General features: G+C 65.9%; 17 protein-coding genes. 6 read left to right on the top strand and 11 right to left on the bottom strand.

The window, feature by feature from the left end; all coding sequences use genetic code 11:
* Nucleotides 1–102 precede the first annotated feature (102 nt).
* The gene (locus tag ACFWB0_RS13810; RefSeq protein WP_378491008.1) at nucleotides 103–846 is read right to left on the bottom strand and encodes a DoxX family protein; all 744 of its coding nucleotides are present in this window, start codon (nucleotides 844–846) and stop codon (nucleotides 103–105) included.
* A 77-nt stretch (nucleotides 847–923) separates the two neighbouring features.
* Here ACFWB0_RS13810 and ACFWB0_RS13805 point away from each other — a divergent pair, with 77 nt between their 5' ends.
* From ACFWB0_RS13805 to ACFWB0_RS13795, 3 genes are all read left to right on the top strand, one after another.
* Nucleotides 924–2,069: a PQQ-dependent sugar dehydrogenase gene (locus ACFWB0_RS13805; protein ID WP_378491007.1), complete on the top strand. Its 1,146-nt coding sequence runs from the start codon at nucleotides 924–926 to the stop codon at nucleotides 2,067–2,069.
* Nucleotides 2,070–2,209: 140 nt separating this feature from the next.
* Complete coding sequence (locus ACFWB0_RS13800) at nucleotides 2,210–2,434, top strand: antitoxin MazE family protein (RefSeq protein WP_378491006.1); 225 nt, start codon at nucleotides 2,210–2,212, stop codon at nucleotides 2,432–2,434.
* Entirely contained in the window at nucleotides 2,431–2,760 is a 330-nt protein-coding gene (locus tag ACFWB0_RS13795; RefSeq protein WP_378491005.1) for a type II toxin-antitoxin system PemK/MazF family toxin, read from the top strand. Before ACFWB0_RS13800 ends, ACFWB0_RS13795 begins: the two co-directional genes overlap by 4 nt.
* 48 nt (nucleotides 2,761–2,808) lie before the next feature.
* Here ACFWB0_RS13795 and ACFWB0_RS13790 read toward each other — a convergent pair whose 3' ends face one another.
* The 5 genes from ACFWB0_RS13790 to ACFWB0_RS13770 all read right to left on the bottom strand — a co-directional run bounded on the left by ACFWB0_RS13790 (nucleotide 2,809) and on the right by ACFWB0_RS13770 (nucleotide 8,835).
* Entirely contained in the window at nucleotides 2,809–4,038 is a 1,230-nt protein-coding gene (locus ACFWB0_RS13790; RefSeq protein ID WP_378491004.1) for a cation:proton antiporter, read from the bottom strand.
* A 25-nt stretch (nucleotides 4,039–4,063) separates the two neighbouring features.
* On the bottom strand, nucleotides 4,064–5,575 hold the full coding sequence (gene gatB / locus ACFWB0_RS13785) for an Asp-tRNA(Asn)/Glu-tRNA(Gln) amidotransferase subunit GatB (protein ID WP_378491003.1): 1,512 nt from the start codon (nucleotides 5,573–5,575) through the stop codon (nucleotides 4,064–4,066).
* A 59-nt stretch (nucleotides 5,576–5,634) separates the two neighbouring features.
* Complete coding sequence (locus tag ACFWB0_RS13780) at nucleotides 5,635–6,666, bottom strand: 6-phosphofructokinase (RefSeq protein ID WP_378491002.1); 1,032 nt, start codon at nucleotides 6,664–6,666, stop codon at nucleotides 5,635–5,637.
* Nucleotides 6,667–6,825: 159 nt separating this feature from the next.
* Nucleotides 6,826–7,521, bottom strand: coding sequence for a response regulator (locus ACFWB0_RS13775; protein WP_378491001.1), 696 nt, complete (start codon nucleotides 7,519–7,521; stop codon nucleotides 6,826–6,828).
* A 126-nt stretch (nucleotides 7,522–7,647) separates the two neighbouring features.
* The gene (locus tag ACFWB0_RS13770) at nucleotides 7,648–8,835 is read right to left on the bottom strand and encodes a sensor histidine kinase (protein WP_378491000.1); all 1,188 of its coding nucleotides are present in this window, start codon (nucleotides 8,833–8,835) and stop codon (nucleotides 7,648–7,650) included.
* 151 nt (nucleotides 8,836–8,986) lie between these two features.
* On the opposite strand from ACFWB0_RS13770, the gene ACFWB0_RS13765 reads away from it, so the two are divergent.
* Nucleotides 8,987–9,601 (top strand): hypothetical protein, encoded by a 615-nt coding sequence (locus ACFWB0_RS13765; protein ID WP_378490999.1) that lies wholly within the window; start codon nucleotides 8,987–8,989, stop codon nucleotides 9,599–9,601.
* Entirely contained in the window at nucleotides 9,598–10,998 is a 1,401-nt protein-coding gene (locus tag ACFWB0_RS13760; protein ID WP_378490998.1) for an alpha/beta-hydrolase family protein, read from the top strand. Before ACFWB0_RS13765 ends, ACFWB0_RS13760 begins: the two co-directional genes overlap by 4 nt.
* Before the next feature lie 37 nt (nucleotides 10,999–11,035).
* Here the strand turns inward: ACFWB0_RS13760 and gatA are convergent, their stop codons facing one another.
* Both gatA and gatC read right to left on the bottom strand, forming a co-directional pair.
* Nucleotides 11,036–12,511: an Asp-tRNA(Asn)/Glu-tRNA(Gln) amidotransferase subunit GatA gene (gene gatA, locus ACFWB0_RS13755; protein WP_378490997.1), complete on the bottom strand. Its 1,476-nt coding sequence runs from the start codon at nucleotides 12,509–12,511 to the stop codon at nucleotides 11,036–11,038.
* Nucleotides 12,508–12,807, bottom strand: a complete 300-nt coding sequence (gene gatC / locus ACFWB0_RS13750) for an Asp-tRNA(Asn)/Glu-tRNA(Gln) amidotransferase subunit GatC (RefSeq protein WP_054805483.1) — start codon at nucleotides 12,805–12,807, stop codon at nucleotides 12,508–12,510. The genes gatA and gatC overlap by 4 nt, the downstream gene beginning before the upstream one ends.
* Before the next feature lie 347 nt (nucleotides 12,808–13,154).
* Between gatC and ACFWB0_RS13745 the strand changes: the two genes are divergently transcribed.
* Entirely contained in the window at nucleotides 13,155–13,805 is a 651-nt protein-coding gene (locus ACFWB0_RS13745) for an amino acid-binding protein (RefSeq protein WP_378490996.1), read from the top strand.
* A gap of 50 nt (nucleotides 13,806–13,855) precedes the next feature.
* Here ACFWB0_RS13745 and ACFWB0_RS13740 read toward each other — a convergent pair whose 3' ends face one another.
* From ACFWB0_RS13740 to ACFWB0_RS13730, 3 genes are all read right to left on the bottom strand, one after another.
* Complete coding sequence (locus tag ACFWB0_RS13740) at nucleotides 13,856–15,664, bottom strand: LuxR C-terminal-related transcriptional regulator (RefSeq protein WP_378490995.1); 1,809 nt, start codon at nucleotides 15,662–15,664, stop codon at nucleotides 13,856–13,858.
* A 272-nt stretch (nucleotides 15,665–15,936) separates the two neighbouring features.
* Nucleotides 15,937–17,319: a glutamate decarboxylase gene (locus ACFWB0_RS13735; protein ID WP_378490994.1), complete on the bottom strand. Its 1,383-nt coding sequence runs from the start codon at nucleotides 17,317–17,319 to the stop codon at nucleotides 15,937–15,939.
* 88 nt (nucleotides 17,320–17,407) lie between these two features.
* Nucleotides 17,408–19,393 carry a YhgE/Pip family protein gene (locus tag ACFWB0_RS13730; protein ID WP_378490993.1) on the bottom strand — a complete coding sequence of 662 codons (1,986 nt, stop codon included), beginning with the start codon at nucleotides 19,391–19,393 and terminating at the stop codon, nucleotides 17,408–17,410.

Genomic DNA, 19,393 nt, shown 5'->3' with positions numbered 1-19,393 from the left:
GAAGGTCGCCCTCGCCCCGAACCTGGACATCGCCGATGTCGCCGAAGCGATCGACGCCGCCGAGACGCGCGTGCGCGCAGCAGTCCCCTCGTCCGGCAGGTCTCAGCGACCGAAGATCCACAGGCACACACCCGCTGCGACACCGATCAGCAGTGCCACGAACGACCCGACGAACGGCCGTGTCGCCCACTTGCGCGGGCCGTCCACAGCGATCCGTCCCGGACCGGTGAGCGTGAGCGCTACCGCGGCGGCGGCGAGGAGTGCTTCGAATTCGAAGCCTGTCTGCTCGGCTGCGAAGAACTGAACACCGGGGGCGAGCTCGTGTTTGAACAGCACCGCATTGATCATGATCGCCACGATCGCGGCCGCGGCGAGCGGTGTCAGGAGACCGAGCACGAGAAATGCTCCGGCAGCGAGCTCACCGACTGCACCGACGATCGCCAGGATGCCCGGTTGCTGGTAGCCCGCCTCGCGAAGCAGTTCCTCGAACCCGTCCAGCCCCGGGCCACCCCACAGTCCCACCAACTTCTGCAGTCCGTGGGCGATCAGGATTCCGCCGACCGCGAGCCGGAGCACCAGAAGCCCCAGGTCGAGAGTTCCGCGGCGGGCTTTGACGACGGGCGGTTCCCCGGTATCCACCGGACCCGCCGCAGCAGGCTGGTGAATCTGCTCGGTCGGCGCCGCGTAGGGCGCGTTGTACCCGGAATTGTCGAGTGCTGAATTGTCGAAGCCTAGGTCGTCGTCGGATTCGAGCATCGAAGGTCGATCCCGACGCATCGACAGCGTCGGTTCGTCGTAGGGACTCGAACCCGCGTCCGGCCCGCGGCCGGTCTCCTTCTCGGTCACCCTTCCAGAGTAGGTCTCCGTACCTCCCTGTACCCGGCATACGCGCCGCCGCGCGTCGTCCCGGTAACGTCTGCTGCATGACGAGGGGCGCGCGGTCGACGGTTTCGTGGAGGATGCGTACGAGCGCGGCGGCCCTGGCGATCGGGGTGCTTCTCGTTCCGTCCTGCGCACGATTCGACGACGCGGCCACCACACCGTTCACACCCGCTCCGTCGTTCGACGCCGGCGGCGTCGGCCCGGAGGAATCGCCGAGCACGACCACCACCCCGAGCACCCCGCCCGTCCCTCCGGGGCCATGCGTCGACCCCGATCCCGCGGTGATCGCGACGTGTCTCGACACCACCGGCGGCCTGATCGCGCTTCCCGACGGCAACTCCGCTCTCGTGACCGAGCGCCGGACGGGGCGCATCCTGCGGGTTGCGGTCGGTGAAGAACCCGTCGAGGTCGCGACGGTTCCGGTCGACGGCTCCGGCGACGGCGGACTGCACGACGTCGTCCTGTCCCCCACCTACAACGAGGACCGCCTCCTCTACGCATACATCACCACCCCCTCCGACAACCGGGTGGTTCGGATCGCCGCCGGCGATGTCCCCAAGGACGTTCTGACCGGGATCCCACGCGGCGCTACCGGGAATGCGGGTGCGCTCGAGTTCACCTCACCGACCGAACTCGCTGTTCTCACCGGCAATGCCGGCGACCCGGCAGCTGCAGACAATCCGTCGTCGCTGGCAGGCAAGCTCCTCTCGCTTCCACTGCCCGCGCCCGGCGCAACCGCGGCACCGACCGTGACGCTCTCCGGTCTCGGTGAAGCCGGAGACGTGTGCCGTGATCCGAACGGCGGCCTGTGGGTCACCGACCGCACCGTGCTCGAAGACCGGTTGCAGCGGGTGAGCATGGACGGCGCGGCGGCGGCAGGGCCCGCCTGGACATGGCCGGAGAAACCCGGTGTGGCGGGCTGTGCGGCTGCTCCCGACGGTCTCGCGGTGTCGCTCACCGGTGGCAAGGCGGTCGCGGTGCTGTCGATCGATCCCGGAACCGGCGCGGTGACGGCAGCACCGACGGTAACGCTCGAGGATCGCTACGGCATGCTTCGTGGTGCGTCCGCCGGACCCGAAGGCCTGCTGTGGGTTTCGACGGTGAACAAGTCGGGCGACGAGCCCGGCCCCAACGACGATCGCGTTATCCGCATTCAGTTCCCTGCCGGTGGTGGAGGATTCGACTGATCCCGAGCTCGAACAGTTTCCTCCAGTTCTGCGGCTTTCCGCAGGTAGACAACTACCGGACAACCTGAGGAAACCCTCGCGACGGGAGGAAGCTCTCGTTCCGACGCCTGAACCTGCCGTGTTACATGTAACATCGTGCCATGGCGAGTACACGCGATCGGGTGGCCGAACACCGTCGACGATTGCGAGCCCAGGGCCTGCGGCCGGTGCAGATCTGGGTGCCCGACGTACGGGCCGCAGAGTTCGTCGCTGAGGCGCACCGGCAATCGGCCGCCGTGGCAACCGGCGAACACGAAATCGACGACCAAGCGTTCGTCGACGCCATCTCCGCAGACTGGGATGACGAGCCGGAGTCCGCCGAGTGAGACGCGGCGATGTCTACACTGCCGCCGCACGCGGCACCTACAGTGGAAAACCTCGACCCGTCGTCATCGTTCAGGATGATCGGTTCGACGCCACCGCATCCGTCACGATCTGCCCGATGACGACCCATCTCGTCGATGCGCCACTGCTGCGCGTGGCCATCGACGCGACACTCACTTCCGGCCTCGACCAACCGAGTCACCTCATGGTCGACAAGCTGACAACGATGCCTCGCCATGCTCTACGTGATCGTCTCGGCCGCCTCTCCGACGACGACCTGGTCCGGCTCGACCGCGCGCTGATCGTGTTCCTGGGCCTCGCAGACTGATCGGACACCGTCCCCGACATGAACCCATCGTCGCCGTGCAGCCACGATCTACCGGTCGGGACCGATACGGTTCGGATCCGCTGGATCGGCCAATGGCTGAAGACTTGGACGCGGCAGCAGACCGGCGAGCGTCGGCATGATCAGCACGGTGATCGCTCCCGCCGCGACCAGGATCGACGCGCTGGCGTTGGACATGTGCCCCGCCGACACGGCGATACCCGTGACCGCGACGATCAGCGGCAGACCTGTCGTGGAGTACAACGCAATCTGCACCTGCTCGGACGTACCGAACCGGGCCCCTTCCGCATCGCGGTCGAACCGGGCTGCGACGAAGACCGGCACCCCGCGCACGACGACCAACAGGGCGAGGAACGCGGCCAACACCCCGGGTGCCTCTGCCACGGCGTGCACATCGATCGCCATTCCCGACGTGACGAAGAAGATCGGGATCATGAATCCGTACGCGAGCCCGTCCAGTTTCGATTCGAGTTGTTCGTCACCCTTCGGCACTGCCCGTCGCAGGATGAACCCGGCAGCGAACGCCCCGAGGATCACATCCAGATCGAACACGGCCGCCACGGCGATGAGTCCGACAAGTAGGAGCATCACCAACCGGACCGGGGTCTGCGCAGTGGTGTCGGACGTGCTGCGGACGAACTGCAGGAACTGTGACCCTTCTCGCATGAACCACCGAGGGAGCAGCGCGACGAGAACGGCGACGACCGCGAACAGCCCCAGGACGATCAAGGATCCGACAGCGCCACGGGTTCCCAACAGGACTGCCATCGCGATCACCGGCAGGAGTTCGCCGACCGCCCCGTGGTTGAGCACCGACCGGCCGAGCCGAGTCGTGACAAGGCCGCGGTCGGCGAGAATCGGCAGCAGGGTGCCGAGCGCCGTCGACGTGAGCGCAATCGCCACAGCGACCCCGGCGTGCACTACGTCCAGCACCGACAGCACAGCCACCGCGCCGACAGCGAGCCCGAAACACACGACCCAGGTGACGAGCGCGCGGCGCCCACCGCGGCCGGTGAGTTCCTTCGGGTCGATCTCGTAGCCCGCGAGCAGGAACAGCAGTCCCAACCCGAGTTCCCGCAGCATGTCGATCTCGGTGTCGACCGAGGCGATCCCGAGCGCGTACGGCCCGATCACGACACCGGCGACGAGCAGCAGCACGACCTCGGGCACAAGCCTGCGCGGTAGCGAACCGGCGATGAGCGGCGCGAGGACCGCCGCCACCGTGATCCAGAGGAGCGAGGTGGCGACGGCTGCGTCCATGAATCGCTACATTAGCGACGCAAGATCAGCTGCATGAGGCGATCACGAGTTCCTTGACGCGAGCGGGATCGGCCTGGCCGCGAGTCGCCTTCATGACGTCGCCGACGATCTTGCCTGCGGCCGCAACCTTGCCGGAGCGGATCTTGTCGGCGATATCGGGGTTCGCGGCGAGCGCCTCGTCGACGGCAGCCTGCAGCTTGCTGTCGTCGCGCACGACGACGAGCTCGGGGTGTGCTTCGAGGATCTGGGAGGGCTCGCCCTCGCCTTCGAGCACGAAGTCGACGACCTTGCGAGCGAGCTTGTTCGTCAGCTTGCCCTCGGCGACGAGTGCGATGACCTGCGCGAGCTGCTCCGGCGTGATGGGCAGTTCGACGAGTTCGACGCCGCGAGTGTTGGCCTGCTGCGAGAGATAGGCGACCCACCACGAGCGTGCCTCCGACGCCGGAGCACCTGCATCGACCGTCGCGATCACCAGATCGAGAGCACCGGCGTTGACGAGGTCGCGCATCTCTTCGTCGGACACGCCCCAGTCTGCCTGGATGCGGGCGCGGCGCAGCCACGGCAGTTCGGGCAGCGTCGCGCGCAGGTCCTCGATCCACGCGGCATCGGGGGCGACGGGCTCGAGATCGGGTTCGGGGAAATAGCGGTAGTCCTCCGCGGTCTCCTTGCGGCGACCGGGCGAGGTGCTGCCGTCTGCTTCCTGGAAGTGGCGGGTCTCCTGGATCACTTCACCGCCACCGACGAGGACGGCCGCCTGCCTGCGCATCTCGTAGCGCACCGCGACCTCGACCGACTTGAGGGAGTTGACGTTCTTGGTCTCGGTGCGGGTGCCGAGTTCCTTCGCGCCGATCGGCATGAGGGAGATGTTCGCGTCGCAGCGCATCGAGCCCTGATCCATCCGGACGTCGGACACGTCGAGTGCCTTCAGCAGATCGCGCAAGGCCGTGACATACGCGCGGGCCACCTCGGGAGCGCGCTCCCCTGCGCCGGAGATCGTCTTGGTGACGATCTCCACCAGCGGGACCCCGGCGCGGTTGTAGTCGAGCAGCGAGTGGCTGGCACCGTGGATCCGGCCGGTCGCGCCGCCGACGTGCAGCGACTTTCCGGTGTCTTCCTCCATGTGGGCGCGCTCGATCTCGACGCGCCAGGTGGTGCCGTCGTCGAGCACGACGTCGAGGTAGCCCTCGGTCGCGATCGGCTCGTCGTACTGCGAGATCTGGTAGTTCTTCGGCTGATCCGGGTAGAAGTAGTTCTTCCGCGCGAACCGGCCCCACGGGGTGATCGAGCAGTTCAGCGCCAGACCGATGCGGATCGCGGATTCGACCGCCTGCTGGTTGACCACCGGCAGTGCACCGGGCATGCCCAGGCACACGGGGCACACCTGAGTGTTCGGTTCGGCGCCGAATTCCGTGGGGCACGGGCAGAACATCTTGGTGGCGGTGTGCAGCTCGACGTGCACCTCCATGCCCATCACAGGCTCGAACTTCGCGAGCACGTCGTCGTAGGCGAGTAGGTCAGCAGACACGGAGGCAGTCATGCTCACGATTTTAGACGGCGACCGCCACCGTGCGACCCCCACCGTCGGTCGGCGCCGAATCAGCCGAAGATGACGCGCATCTCCTGGTAGCGCTCGTCCGGCACGTACTTGGGGTCGGCGAGCGCCTCGTCGAATCCGACGCGCGCGATGTCGGTTCCGTGCAACGCAACCATGTGCCCCCACTCTTGGTCGGCCACGAGGTCGGTGACCGCCATGCCGAGGCGAGTCGCGAGAACGCGATCGAACCCGGTCGGGACACCGCCGCGCTGGATGTGCCCGAGCACGGTTGCGCGTGTCTCGATCCCGGTGTGTTCTTCGATGAGCGGGGCGAGTACCTCGGCGATACCACCGAGGCGGGGCCGGTCGAATCCGTCGAGGCCCTTCGTCGAGTGCGCTTCCGTCATCTCGGGCAGGGTGAAACCTTCGGCGACGACGACCATCGGTGCGCGTCCCCGGTCGCGCACACTGGTGACCCATGCGCAGATCTGTTCGAGGCTCTCCGGTTGCTCGGGGATGAGGATGGCGTGCGCGCCGCCGGCAGTCCCCGAGTGCAGGGCGATCCATCCGGCGTGCCTGCCCATCACCTCGAGGACCATGCAGCGCTTGTGTGAGTTTCCCGTGGTGCGGAGGCGGTCGATTGCGACGGTGGCGATCTCGACGGCAGTGTCGAAGCCGAATGTGTAGTCGGTCCGGCTGAGATCGTTGTCGATGGTTTTGGGGACGCCGACGATCCTGATGCCTTCCTCGAACAGCCGCTTCGACGCGGATGCGGTGCCTTCCCCGCCGATGGCGACGACCGCGTCGATCCCGAGCTCGTCGAGTGTGGCCTGGATGTTCTGCGCTCCCCCGCGCGGCCCCTGGTACGGACCGAACCGGCTCGTACCCAAAATGGTGCCGCCCTGCTGGGCGAGCCCCCGAACCCGGCTGCGGTCCAAGGGAATCACGTCACCGTCGACGAGTCCTCGCCAGCCGTCCAGGAATCCGACGAACTCCTGTGCATGCACCTCGGTGCCTTTGAGGACCGCGCCCCGGATCACCGCGTTGAGGCCGGGGCAGTCGCCGCCGCTGGTGAGAATGCCGATCCGCGTCATCCGCAACCTTTCGCTGGAGTGTGCCTTCGTGCCGTATCGCCATCCTGCCCGCATCAGGCGCAGACGGCATGCCGATCGAGCGCGACACCAACCGCGCGCTGCCCAGCTTCCCGCGACTGCAGTTGCTGATGTCGGAAGCTGACGACCGCGCGGATGGTCTCAGCCGGGGGTGACGACGCCGGATTCGTACGCGAGGACCACGGCCTGCGCCCGGTCGCGGAGGTGCAGCTTCCCCAGAACCTTCCCGACATGAGTTTTCACCGTCTGCTCGGCGACGAAGAGTTTTGCGGCGATCTCCTGGTTGGACAGGCCGTGGGCGATGAGTTCGAGCACCTCGAGTTCGCGCGGGGTCAGGACGTCGAGGGCACGGTTGCGACCGCGGGAAGGTGAGCGGCGACTGGTGACGTCGGCGATCAATCTGCGAGTGACCGTCGGTGCGAGCAGGGCCTGCCCCTCAGCCACCACACGGACGGCGCGGACCAGCTCGTCGGCCGGTGCGTCCTTGAGCATGAACCCGCTCGCACCCATACCCAACGCGTCGTAGACGTATTCGTCGAGGTCGAACGTCGTGAGCATGAGCACGCGGGTCTTCGGCTCGCGGGTGTCGGCGAGGATCTGACGTGCCGCGTCGAGACCGTTCATCTCGGGCATCCGCACGTCCATCAACACGACGTCGGGACGCAGGCGCGCGACCTCCGCGACCGCGATGCGCCCGTCGGGCGCATCGCCGACGACACTGATGTCGTGCTGCGCCGCGAGTAGTGCGCCGAAGCCCTGCCGCACCATGGCCTGATCGTCGGCGATGAACACCGTGGTGGGTGCGGACGTGGTGGTGCGAGAGGTCGGCTCGGTCACGGCCACAGCCTAGTACCGCAGCCGCGAATCGATCTTGCTGCGTTCTCCACGGCGTCGACATGCAGGAACTTCTCCCCGACCCCGACCCCGACCCCGCCCGCGATCAGGTCCGACGAAGGATCGAGATCAGACCGCGGCGACCGTCGGCAGCACCGCGTGTACCTCGAATCCGCCGTCGGGTCGCGGATGCGCGACGAGCCGGCCACCGACCGCTGTCGCGCGCTCTCCCATTCCCCTGATGCCGCTCCCGCCGCCCCTGTCCGACGGCACGATCGCGGGCGCACTCTCTGTTCCCCGGCCATTGTTCACGTCCATCTCGATTGTGCCGAGGCCGAATTCGATGCGGACGTCGACCGCCGCACCGGGCGCGTGCCGGGCGCTGTTCGTGAGCGATTCCTGCAGGATCCGGTAGACCGCCAGACCGACGCCGTCGCTGACACCCACCGGATCACCGGTGATGTTCGCAGTCACCCGCACACCGGCACGCTGCGAGGCCGAAATCAGCTCACCGATCCGCTCGATACCGGGTTGTGGTTCGTTCTCGGGGGTGTATCCGTCGCTGCGCAGCACACCCAGCAGGCTGCGCACCTCGTTGAGGGCGTCGCGGGCCGTCGCGCCGAGGGAGTCGAATTCGGCGCGCACGTCGTCGGAGACATCCGTCAGCCGGTAGGGGGCACTCTGCGCCTGCACAACGACCATCGACATGTGGTGGGCGACGATGTCGTGCAGGTCCCGAGCGATGCGCGCCTTCTCTTCGAGTACCGCGCGCCGGGCACGCTCGAGTTCGCTGACCTCCTCTTCCTTGGCCAGTTGCCGCCGCGAGATCACCAGCCAGCGCACGAGTAGACCGAACACGATGAGCGCTGTGAGGCCCACTGTCCAGCCCCACCCGTCGTCCCCCGGCATGTACAGGAAGAACAGCAGCACCGTCGCGATCCACACCACCAGTACGACGCGGATCTCTTCGAGTACGGCCACCGCCAGGACGAGCGAGAGGATCACGAGGATGTGCACGACCTGCCAGGGATAGGTGTAGTACCCGATCCGATCGAAGGCCAGTGGGATCACCAGTGCAGCGAGCGCGGTGACGGCCCAGCCCAATGCCGGGCGACTGAGCACGAGAACGAACGGGAACACTGCGAAACCGGCGACCAGCGGCATCAGCGGAGCCGGCACGTCGTGCGTGAGTTGCAGCGTCGGCCAGGCCACCGCGTACAGGATCAGCATCACCAGCGCGGCGATGACGGTCGGCCACCGGCCGCGCCCCAGTTTCGCAGAGATCTTCACTGCGGAGACCGCTCTGGTGCGCATCATCGTTTTCACACCTCCACGCTAGGAGTCCGGTTCTCGGCTGTCCTCATACCCGAGAGTGAGATCGCAGCAGCACCCCGGTACGAGGCTGCACTCGCGGAACCACTCCGTCGCGTGATCCGGCGGGGCACCTGCAGTTCATAGCGTCGGGTCCATGATCAACAGACCCGCGACCCGCCGTGTGGCGGCCGCCGCGCTTCTCGGCGCAGGCGCCGTCCTCTGCATCGGCGCCGCGTCTCCCGCGAGCACCGCAACGACGGAGAATCCGGCGGCCGCAGCAACGATCACCGCGCTGGTCGCCGACGATACCGCGGGGGCGCTCGCTGCATTTCCGGACGACTTCGTGACGGTGATGGGCTACCACCCGATGCTCGAACCGGGCTTCGCATCCGGTGAGGCACTCATCGACCCTGACGGTGATTGTTCGTCGCCGATCTCGCTCCCTCCGCAGTTCGAACCCGCGTGCCGTATTCACGATCTCGGATACGACCTGCTCCGGTACGCACGGGACACCGGCGGCGAACTCGGCCCGCAGGCAAGGCGCGAACTCGACGCGCAACTGCAGCGCAACTTCACTGCTGCCTGCACGACCGAGGCGTGGGTCGAGCCTCGGTGCGACGTGATGGCGGGAATCGCCTCCGCGGCGGTGCAGATCAATTCGTGGCGTCAGGGTTACCGCCTTCCTGAATCCGAATCGCCGATGCCCTATCTGGCTGCGGCGGGCGCCGTCGTCGCGGGCGGCACCTTCCTGAGGAGAGCACACCGATGACGATCGACCTGATCAACCCCGCGCCGGCAACGGGTAACCCGGAGTCCACTTTCCGACTCTCCCGTAACCTGCTCCCCCACAGAACCTTCGGACCCCGGCTCAGCTCGACTGCAGCCGTGACGATCGCGGCTGCCCTCTCACTCACACCGTCACTGCTGCCCCGCACCTCCCTGACCCAAGGGGTCCTCTCAGGACTCCTGGTCGCAGTCGCGCTGGCACTGATGGCCCTGGGTCGACTCGTTGCGCCGAATCGGATTCGGGCACAGCACGGTGAGCGCGACGCGGAGGCACGCTGGCTCGCCGTCGCCGTCGCGACGGCGACGATTGCGGTGAGCGCGACGTGGGCGCACCACTGGCAGAACACACTTCGCATGGCGATGGAAGTGCCTGCGATCGGACTTCGGCACTGGCTGGAGGCGCTTGCCGGAACCATCGTGACCGCAACCGTTCTCGTTGGCTGCGCCATGGGAATCCGCGCTCTGACCCGGGTGGCCGGTCGTGTGCGCTCGATCGCGGCGCTGGCAGCGACGGTGATTCTTCTCGCGTGGGGTGTAGCCTCGATCGCCTCCCCGTCACCGGGTGCGGCATCGGCGTCTTCTCCGGTGGCCACGCTCGATCCCGGGGTGTCCGGCTCCCCCATTTCGCTGGTGAACTGGAACAGCCTCAGCACACACGGTCGGCGATTCGTGTCGATCGAGTCGTCGGGCTCGCCCGTGCGGGTCTACATCGGGCTCGCTGCAGCGCCGGATGATCGATCGCGCGCGACACTCGCGGTCCGCGAACTCGAGCGCACCGGGGGTTTCGAGCGGAATCACCTCGTGATCGCGGTTCCCACCGGGTCGGGGTGGGTCGACGCGAACGCGGTGCAGGGGTTCGAGAGCCGGTGGGGCGATGACGTAGCGATTGCGGCACAGCAATATTCGGACACACCGAGTTGGATCACGTTCGTCTTCGACCGTGACGCGGCCGCCCGGTCTGCTCGAGCCCTCGTCTCGGCGGTGCGCGAGCACATCGCCACGCTGCCGCCCGGCCGGCGACCCGACCTGCACGTGTACGGGCAGAGCCTCGGAGCGGTCGGTGGCAGCGCCGCATTCGACGATATCGACCCGGGTCCGTGCGACGCGCTGTGGGCGGGTCCGCCTGCCGGAGCGGTGCGCACCGACGGGGCCGCGGTGCTGGCGAACACCTCGGATCCCGTGGTGTGGTGGCAGCCGTCGCTGTTGTGGTCGCCGCCGGATCTGTCTCGTGCGACGCAGGATGCGCCGGTACCGACGTGGCTGCCGGTTGCCGGGTTCCTGCAGACCACCGTCGACCTGTTCACCTCGCTCGACTCCGCTGCGGGGCACGGACATCGGTACGGACCCGAACAGGCGCAATGCGAACCGGCGGTGTCGTAGGCGTTCGCCCACGACACCGCCGGTCGGCATTTCGCTCTCAGGCGACGATCGGTCCGCGCGCAGCTTCGAATGCAGCGCCGACGCGGTAGAGCCGTTCATCGGCCAGTGCGGGAGCCATGATCTGCAGGCCGACAGGGAGACCGTCGTCCGCAGACAGACCCGACGGCACCGACATCGCGCAGTGCCCCGCCAGGTTGGTGGGAAGCGTGCACAGGTCGGACAGGTACATCGCGAGCGGATCGTCGACCTTCTCGCCGAGCTTCCACGGTGTGAACGGGCTCGTCGGCGAGACCAGGACGTCGACCTGCTCGTAGGCCTTGTCGAAGTCCTGCGCGATGAGCGAACGTACCTTGAGCGCCTGACCGTAGTAGGCGTCGTAGTAGCCGGACGACAGGGCGTAAGTACCGATCATGATGCGGCGCTTGACTTCCTTGCCGAACCCGGCGGCGCGGGTCGCGGCCATGACCTGCTCGGCGCTCATCGAACCGTCGTCGACGCGCATGCCGTACCGCATCGCGTCGAAGCGAGCGAGGTTGGACGAGACCTCCGACGGCAGGATCAGGTAGTAGGAGGCGAGCGCATACTCGAAGTTCGGGCACGAGACCTCGACGACCTCGGCACCGAGCTTCGTGAGGATCTCCACGGCCGCGTCGAACGACGAGATCACTCCGGTCTGGTAGCTGTCGGAGTGCAATTCCTTGACGACACCGACCTTCACACCCTTCAGATCGCCTGCCGCGCCCTGCCGTGCGGCTTCGACCACGGGACGGACCGCAGCCTTGACGGAGGTGCTGTCGCGGGGATCGTGTCCGGCGATCACCTCGTGCAGCAGCGCGGTGTCGAGCACGGTGCGTCCACACGGGCCGCCCTGATCGAGCGACGATGCGCACGCGACGAGACCGAACCGGGACACCGTGCCGTAGGTGGGTTTCGTGCCGACAGTCGCGGTCACGGCCGCAGGCTGACGGATCGAACCACCGGTGTCGGTGCCGATCGCGAGCGGCGCTTGGTACGACGCGAGAGCCGCAGCGGAACCGCCTCCCGATCCACCGGGGATGCGAGTGGTATCCCACGGGTTGCGGGTCGGTCCGTAGGCGGAGTTCTCGGTGGACGATCCCATCGCGAATTCGTCCATGTTGGTCTTGCCGAGGATCGGAATACCGGCCTGGCGGAGCTTGGTGGTGAGCGTCGCGTCGTACGGCGAGACCCAGTTCTCGAGGATCTTCGATCCACACGTGGTGGGCATGTCGGTGGTGGTGAAGACGTCCTTGAGCGCGATCGGAACGCCCGCGAGCGGCGACACCGGCTGCTCGCCCGCGGCTACCGCACGATCGACGTCGGCCGCAGCGGCGAGCGCCTGCTCGGCTCCGACGTGCAGGAACGCGTTGTATTCACCGTCGACCTCGGCGATCCGGTCGAGGTGCGCCTTCGTGACCTCCACCGAGGAGACCTCGCCGGCGTGGATGCGGGACGCGAGCGTCGCAGCGTCGAGCTTGGTGAGATCGGTGCTCATTCGCCCTCCCCGAGGATCTGTGGAACGGCGAAGCGTCCTTCTTCGACGGCGGGCGCACCGGAAAGCGCTTCGTCGGGCGTGAGCCCGGGAAGCACGACGTCAGGGCGGGTGACGTTCGTGACGGCGTTCGGATTCGCCATGGGTGCCACGTCGTCCGCGGCCACCTCGGACACCGCCTTGACGTGGCTGAGGATGGAATCGAGCTGGCCTGAGAACTCGTCGAGTTCCGCATCGGTCAGCGCGAGGCGGGACAACCGGGCGAGGTGCGCAACCTCGTCACGGGAAATGGCAGGCACCGTAGGTGGCCCCTTTCCAGTGGTGATGGATCATCTGGCGATAGAACGTCCTGTCCAGGGTAATGCCCCGCTGCAGCGGCCGTGTACTCGGTTCGGCCACCGGCTGTGGCAGCTCGAGGCATTGCATGTGTGCGACACCGTTGTTGCGTTCGTGTGAATCTGCTACCGGCGACCGGGCGTTTTCCACCGCTGCATCACGATTCGCGCTCGGGGCGTCGCAACGACCCCTCCTGGAGTGAAAGGATGGACGATGCCGGGGGTACGTTCTCGCCGCTGTAGGTGATGCTGCTGCACCCCTGGGTCGACGGGTGTTCACGCGTCGGCAACGAATGTGGGAAAGGACGCACGTGTCGTACCTGCTGCGTGTCCGGCTTCCCGACCGTCCCGGTAGCCTCGGCGCGCTCGCGTTGGCTCTGGGCTCGGTCGGCGCGGACATCCTGTCGCTCGATGTCGTCGATCGAGGAGCCGGCTTCGCCATCGACGATCTCGTGGTCGACGTCGAACCGGGAAAACTCCCCGACACCCTGATCACGGCTGCCGAAGCTCTCGACGGCGTCGTGGTCGACTCGATCCGTCCCTACGCGGGCATTCTCGATACCCATCGGGAACTCGAACTCATCGATCAGGTTTCGGCAGCGCGCGACGACCGCCTACAGGTCCTCGTGGACGGAGCTCCCCGGGTCCTTCGCGTGAGCTGGGCAACCGTCATCGGGATCGGTCCGCAGGGCGCCTATCGAATCGTCGGCAGCCCCGGAGCTCCGGAAACACGGCCGGCGGACACTCCGTGGATGCCGCTCGAAAAGCCGATGCTGCTCGATCACGAAGCAGCCTGGGTACCCCGCCTGTGGCGGGACATGGACACGATGCTCGCGGCGGCGCCCTTGGGCAAACCTGATCGAGTCCTGATGTTGGGCAGACCCGGCGGCCCCGAGTTCCGGCCGTCGGAGGTCGCCCGGATGGGATATCTCGCAGGAATCATCGGCACGGTTCTCGGCTGACCTCTCGAGTCCCTCCGACCCGGCCCGAAACGGGATCGGGCCGGAGGATCTCAGACGAGAACCACCTGCTGTGCGGCCTCGATGGCATCGCTTCTCGAGTGCACACCCAACTTGCGGTACAGCGAACGCAGCTGTGTTTTCACAGTATTGAGGCTGACGAACTGAGCCTTGGCGATCATTCCGACACTGCTGCCGGACAGGAGCGCCTCGAGCACCTCCCGCTCGCGCGGCGTCAGTCGCACCATCCGGTGGGACGGTCGGAACGTGGCGAACTCGGATGCAATCCGGACGAGGTCGACCGGCAATTCGACACCGAGCTCAGCGACTTCGCGCGTCATCGAAGGAAACAGACTGGTGAACGGCCGCAGCATCCCGGTCTGTCGGGACACTGTGGCCGCACGGGAGAGGTGGCGCCGAGCGTCGCTTCGCCGTCCCTGGGAGCACGCGGCCGCCGTGCCGATGACGAACAACTCCATCGATACCCGAGGTGGACAACGCGGGTCCGCTCCGTATCGATGGACGATCATTTCGGCTCCGCCGAAGTCTCCCGTGAGCAAACAGATCCGCGCACGCACGGCGGCGGTGAGTGGGTCACTGGACCCGCCCACCAACCGGACGGCCTCGTCGGTCCGGCCGAGCGCCAGATTGAGATCAGCACGGACGGCATCCAGAAGTTGTCCGGCTATGCCGCTCGACAGCCGAGCGAACGATCGCATTTCGGATTCCACGTGACGGAGACCATCGGCGTGCAGACCCGCAAGAAGCGCATACTCCCCGTGCGCATACAGCACGAAAGCCCACAGCTCCTCGGCTTCGTGTGCTTCACCGAGCTCGATGAGCTTATCCAACGCATCGTCGGGGTCGAGTCGATTCAACGCAACGATCACGGACGTGACGAGGCCGGCCGTCTTCGCCGGTATCCCCGGAATCTCCGATGCCGGGAGATGTTGCTGCTGCTCCACGTCGGCCCAGAGATGGGGATCGATCATCGTGCCACGCACCGCGTGGGTGAGTGCCAAACTGTCTGCCGCGGCGCGTCCGACGACGGTGCCTGTCCCCGCGATCCGCGCTCGTCCGAGCATGTCTGCCGCATCATCCAGTCGGGCGTCGAGCAGAAGACTGGTTCCCATCTGCAAGTAGCAGAAGGCGCGGGTGTGCATCCCGGTGTCGTCCGCACCGTCGGGTATCGATACGGTCTCCGAGGCGAGCACGTCGCAGACCTGGGCAGCCTCGGCGAAATTCCCTCCGCTGCGCAGACGCATCATGTTCGTGATCGCGGCAGCAGCTGCGGGCTCCATCATCCCCATGGATTCCACGGTGTCCACGAAACCGATGGGGTCGCTCGACGCGTGCACACCACCCAGTGTCAGCGCCCGGCATACGTCCGAAACCAGCGTCGGCTGCCCGTTGGTCCGTCGCATGATCCAGCGAGACACCCGGTGCCCCTGCGGAACCCCGGAAACTCGCAGGAAGGTCCTCACCTCCTCCTCGGTGAATGCAAGGACGTCGGGAGTCACCATCACCCGGTCCGGACACGCATCGACGAAGTCCCGCCATCCGCCTGCGATCCGGGTGGTCACGATGATCCGTGTCGACCCGCCGCACTCGAGGAGTCTGCCGACATATTCCTCCGCCTTGTCGACCACATCGATGTCGTCCAGCACGAGAACGACCGGACCCGTGGTCGATGCAAGTTCCGCCACCAATATTTCCAAATTGTCGCGGTCGCTGTCCGGAGGCGGAAGACCCTTGTAGGCGTACAGGCACGACAGGACGCAACCCCAGTACTCGTCGCTCGTGACACCGGCCGGCGACGATGCGACGAATACCGGGAGGTGGTCCGGAACCGGGTCGGTCATGAGCCAGGTCCGGACCAGAGTGGTTTTTCCCGAGAACCGCTCGCCGTGCACGACAACCGCACATGCCGGACTCGACAACATCGAAAACAAGCGGTTACGAAACAATGGCAGCGTTCTCGGCACCGATCGCAGTCCTCTCCGCAACAAGGCGCCCGACATCGCCACGGATTCATTCCCCGGAAAAACTTATAAACTCACTTATGCTGACGTTAGCAGCGCTCGGGGAATGCCGCAGAGCTACAGAAAATCCGGGTCGGCGATCCGGCGACCGGTCAGTGCGCGAATCCTCGTGCGGTGTGTCCCGTGCCTACACCCTCACGCAAGTGTTCGACCACATCTTTGATGGCCGTGGCAAGCCTGTACGCAAGGTCGCGGCTGAATCCCTCGCGAAGGACCACCCGCAGAACTGCGATTTCTTCGGCGTCGGCAGGCATCGTGTATGCCGGGACCTGGAAACCCCGGGCACGAAGCTCGTGAGAAATGTCGAAGACCGTGAATCCCGGGTCACCCACTACCTGGAACGAGAGAACGGGGATCGCTGATCCGTCCGTGATGATCTCCATGTTGTCGATCCCGGAAATTTCTTGCGACAACATCAGCGCGGTGTCGCGCAGGGACTCCATGATCTGGGTGTAGCCGGCGACTCCGAGCCGGATGAAGTTGTAGTACTGGCCTACCACCTGATTTCCGGAACGGGAGAAATTGAGTGTGAATGTCGGCATGTCGCCGCCGAGATAGTTGACTCGGAACACCAGGTCTTCCGGCAGATGCTCCTTCGAACGCCAGACCACGAAGCCGATACCCGGGTAGGTCATGCCGTATTTGTGACCACTGACGTTGATGGATACCACGCGCGGAATCCGGAAGTCCCACTCCAGCTCCGGGTGCAGGAAGGGCACGACGAACCCTCCACTCGCCGCATCGACGTGCACCGGGACATCCGGTCCCCCGCCGGCAGCGATCTCGTCCAGAGCGGCGGCGATCTCGGCGACCGGTTCGAGTTCTCCGGTGAACGTCGTCCCGAGAATCGCCACCACACCGATGGTGTTCTCGTCCACGGCATCGCGGACCTGTTCCGGAGTGATCACGTAGCGACCCGGTTCCATGGGCAGGTACTTGGGCTCGACGTCGAAGTAGCGGCAGAACTTCTCCCAGACCACCTGCACATTGCTACCCATGATCAGATTGGGTTTGGTGGAGTCCTTCCCCGCGGCGTCGCGAGCCTGCCGCCACCGCCACTTGAGCGCGAGACCCGCCAGCATCACGGCCTCGGACGAGCCCACGGTCGATACTCCGGTCGCAGAGGCCGGATCCGTCGGGGACAGATCCTCAGCATGGAAGAGGGCTGCCACCATGTTGACGCATCGGGTCTCGATCTCGGCCGTGGCCGGATACTCGTCCTTGTCGATCATGTTCTTGTCGAAGGTTTCCGCCATGAGACGGTCTGCCTGCGGATCCATCCAGGTGGTGACGAATGTCGCCAGGTTCAGACGCGAACTGCCGTCGAGCATCAATTCGTCATGGATGAACCGGTATGCCGCTTCGGGTTCGGTTTCCGATTTGGGTAGCCGCAGGGCGGGAATCGGATCGGTTCCGAGCCGACCGGTATATGCGGGCGCGAGTGTCTCTGTAGGAGCGGCAATCTGGTCTGACATCTGTTCCTCCGATACTTCGGTGAATCGGACACTCGTCCGATCCGGTGACGACTGTGAACTGGAATTCGACTGAATCGGTTAGGTCCGATCAGACTTCGATCGGCGGGTAGAGCCTTTCCATCGTGTATCGGCGATTTCTGCGGACCGAGAGGGCACTCGCGGTCAACGACGCGAGCAGAATCCCCATGAGGACCGCGACCGCGATCCACAAACGCGAATCGATCTGGTCGGCCACGGTGAGCTGACGGAGGCCGTTGACGGTATAGGTCATCGGATCGAACGGATGGATGTACTGGAACGGTTTCGCAGTCGTGGGCACCGGGTAGATGCCGCCGGCCGACACCAACTGCAGCATCAGGAATGCCAGTGTGACGACGCGCCCGACCGCTACCCCGAACACTGCGTTGAATGCCTGGATCATCGCGAGATACGTCGCCGACACGAGCATCAGGAACAGGATCGTTCCGGCCACATGCTTGACATCGAGACCGACGCCGAAGTGCACGACCGTGTACATGACGATCACCTGGAGAACGCCGACGAGCAAAGCCGGCCAGTACGATGCCAGGACCGTCCGATACAGTCCGACGCCGCCGACCGTCGGCCTGGACTGCAGCGGAGTGAGCAGCATCCACGTGATGATACCGCCGACGAACAGGGCCAACGAGAGAAAGAACGGGGCAAATCCGGTACCGAATGTGGATGCCTCGTTGGTGGTGTTCTGCTGCAGCGCCACCGGCGTCGACAGCGTGTCTGCTGTCGCGGTGCGCTGTTGATCGGTCCAGCTCGGAACCTGTTGCGCCCCCTGCGAAAGCGCATCCGCCAGTTCCTTCGAACCGGATTGCAGTTCCACCATGCCGGACGCAAGTTGGCCGGCGCCGTCCGACAGCTGGAAACTGCCGTCGGTGAGTTGGATCAAACCCGAGTACAGCGTGCCTGCGCCCGAATTCAACTCGTTCACGCCACTCTGCAACTCGCGCACGTCGGATGCCAGTCCTCCACTCTGGAGAAGCGCCAGGCCGCTCTGCAGTGGACTGTTCGGGTCGTTCAGCTGATATTCGAGGTCGCGCGCATCCCCTTGCAATCGCACGATCTCGGCACGCAACGCGTCGGTATCGGACACCACCTGCTGCGCAGTCAGCGGAGTCAATGCTGTGATGGCCTGTTGCACGATCGGATCCGAGCTCTGCCCCAGGATGTCGATGATCTGCTGAACCGCAGGACCGGCGGCTGCCTGCGCCGGCTGCGGAATCCGGTTCTCGAGAGCAACGATCGATTCCCTGAGCTGGGATGCCTGGTTACCGACGTTCGACAGAGCACCGCTGTCGAGGGCACCCAGGAGCGGACCTGTCACACCGTCGATCGCCGTCGCGAGCTGGTTCGCGCCTGCTGCGAGCTGAGCAGACCCATCACGCGCCGTGACCATGTTGTCCGCCAGCTCGGTGGCCCCCGAATCGAGCTGGTCGGCCCCACCCTTCGCGGTATCGATGCCGGCGGCAAGAGTTCCGGCGCCGTCGGCAGCCTGCTTCAGTCCCGAACCTGCCGTCTCCAGCCCCGTGAGCACCTGACCGACGCCCTGTGCACCGATTGTGGAGTTGACCTGTGAAATCACCTGCTCCGACGCATCCTGGCCGATGATCGTGGCGAGGTAGTTGTTCGCGTCGTTGAAGGTGAAGGTCAGATTCGCCTTCTCGGGGTTGTCACCGTTGGGCGACTCCACCGCTTCGGTGAAGTTCTCGGGAATGGTGACCGTGTAGTAGTACTTCCCGCTCGCCAGCCCCTCGACCGCCTCTGTCTCGGACACCTCGGCCAGATCCAGCTGACCGGAGGCGATGAGTGACTTGACGACCTGATCGCCCGCATCGATCTGCTCTCCCGTCGACGACCGACCTGTGTCGTTGTTGACGATCGCCGCGGGGATCTTGTCGACCGCACCGAACGGGTTCCAGAACGCCCACAGGTACATCGCGCCGTACAGGAGCGGCATGAGGATGATCGTGGCGATCGCAATGCGCGGCATGGTGCCGCGGAAGTAGCGTTTCGAATCGCTACCGAGGGAAATTCCTGCCAGCAC

This window comes from Rhodococcus sp. NPDC060086, from assembly GCF_042730275.1.
GTDB lineage: Bacteria > Actinomycetota > Actinomycetes > Mycobacteriales > Mycobacteriaceae > Rhodococcus.
Note: the sequence above shows the minus strand (reverse complement) of the source record. Positions and strands in the feature narration are given on the sequence as shown.

Coding starts and splice junctions, on each gene's coding strand:
- ACFWB0_RS13805 (WP_378491007.1), top strand. CDS start 924: ATGACGAGGGGCGCGCGGTCGACGGTTTCGTGGAGGATGCGTACGAGC.
- ACFWB0_RS13800 (WP_378491006.1), top strand. CDS start 2,210: ATGGCGAGTACACGCGATCGGGTGGCCGAACACCGTCGACGATTGCGA.
- ACFWB0_RS13790 (WP_378491004.1), bottom strand. CDS start 4,038: ATGGACGCAGCCGTCGCCACCTCGCTCCTCTGGATCACGGTGGCGGCG.
- gatB (WP_378491003.1), bottom strand. CDS start 5,575: ATGACTGCCTCCGTGTCTGCTGACCTACTCGCCTACGACGACGTGCTC.
- ACFWB0_RS13780 (WP_378491002.1), bottom strand. CDS start 6,666: ATGACGCGGATCGGCATTCTCACCAGCGGCGGCGACTGCCCCGGCCTC.
- ACFWB0_RS13770 (WP_378491000.1), bottom strand. CDS start 8,835: ATGATGCGCACCAGAGCGGTCTCCGCAGTGAAGATCTCTGCGAAACTG.
- ACFWB0_RS13765 (WP_378490999.1), top strand. CDS start 8,987: ATGATCAACAGACCCGCGACCCGCCGTGTGGCGGCCGCCGCGCTTCTC.
- ACFWB0_RS13760 (WP_378490998.1), top strand. CDS start 9,598: ATGACGATCGACCTGATCAACCCCGCGCCGGCAACGGGTAACCCGGAG.
- gatA (WP_378490997.1), bottom strand. CDS start 12,511: ATGAGCACCGATCTCACCAAGCTCGACGCTGCGACGCTCGCGTCCCGC.
- ACFWB0_RS13740 (WP_378490995.1), bottom strand. CDS start 15,664: ATGACCGACCCGGTTCCGGACCACCTCCCGGTATTCGTCGCATCGTCG.
- ACFWB0_RS13735 (WP_378490994.1), bottom strand. CDS start 17,319: ATGTCAGACCAGATTGCCGCTCCTACAGAGACACTCGCGCCCGCATAT.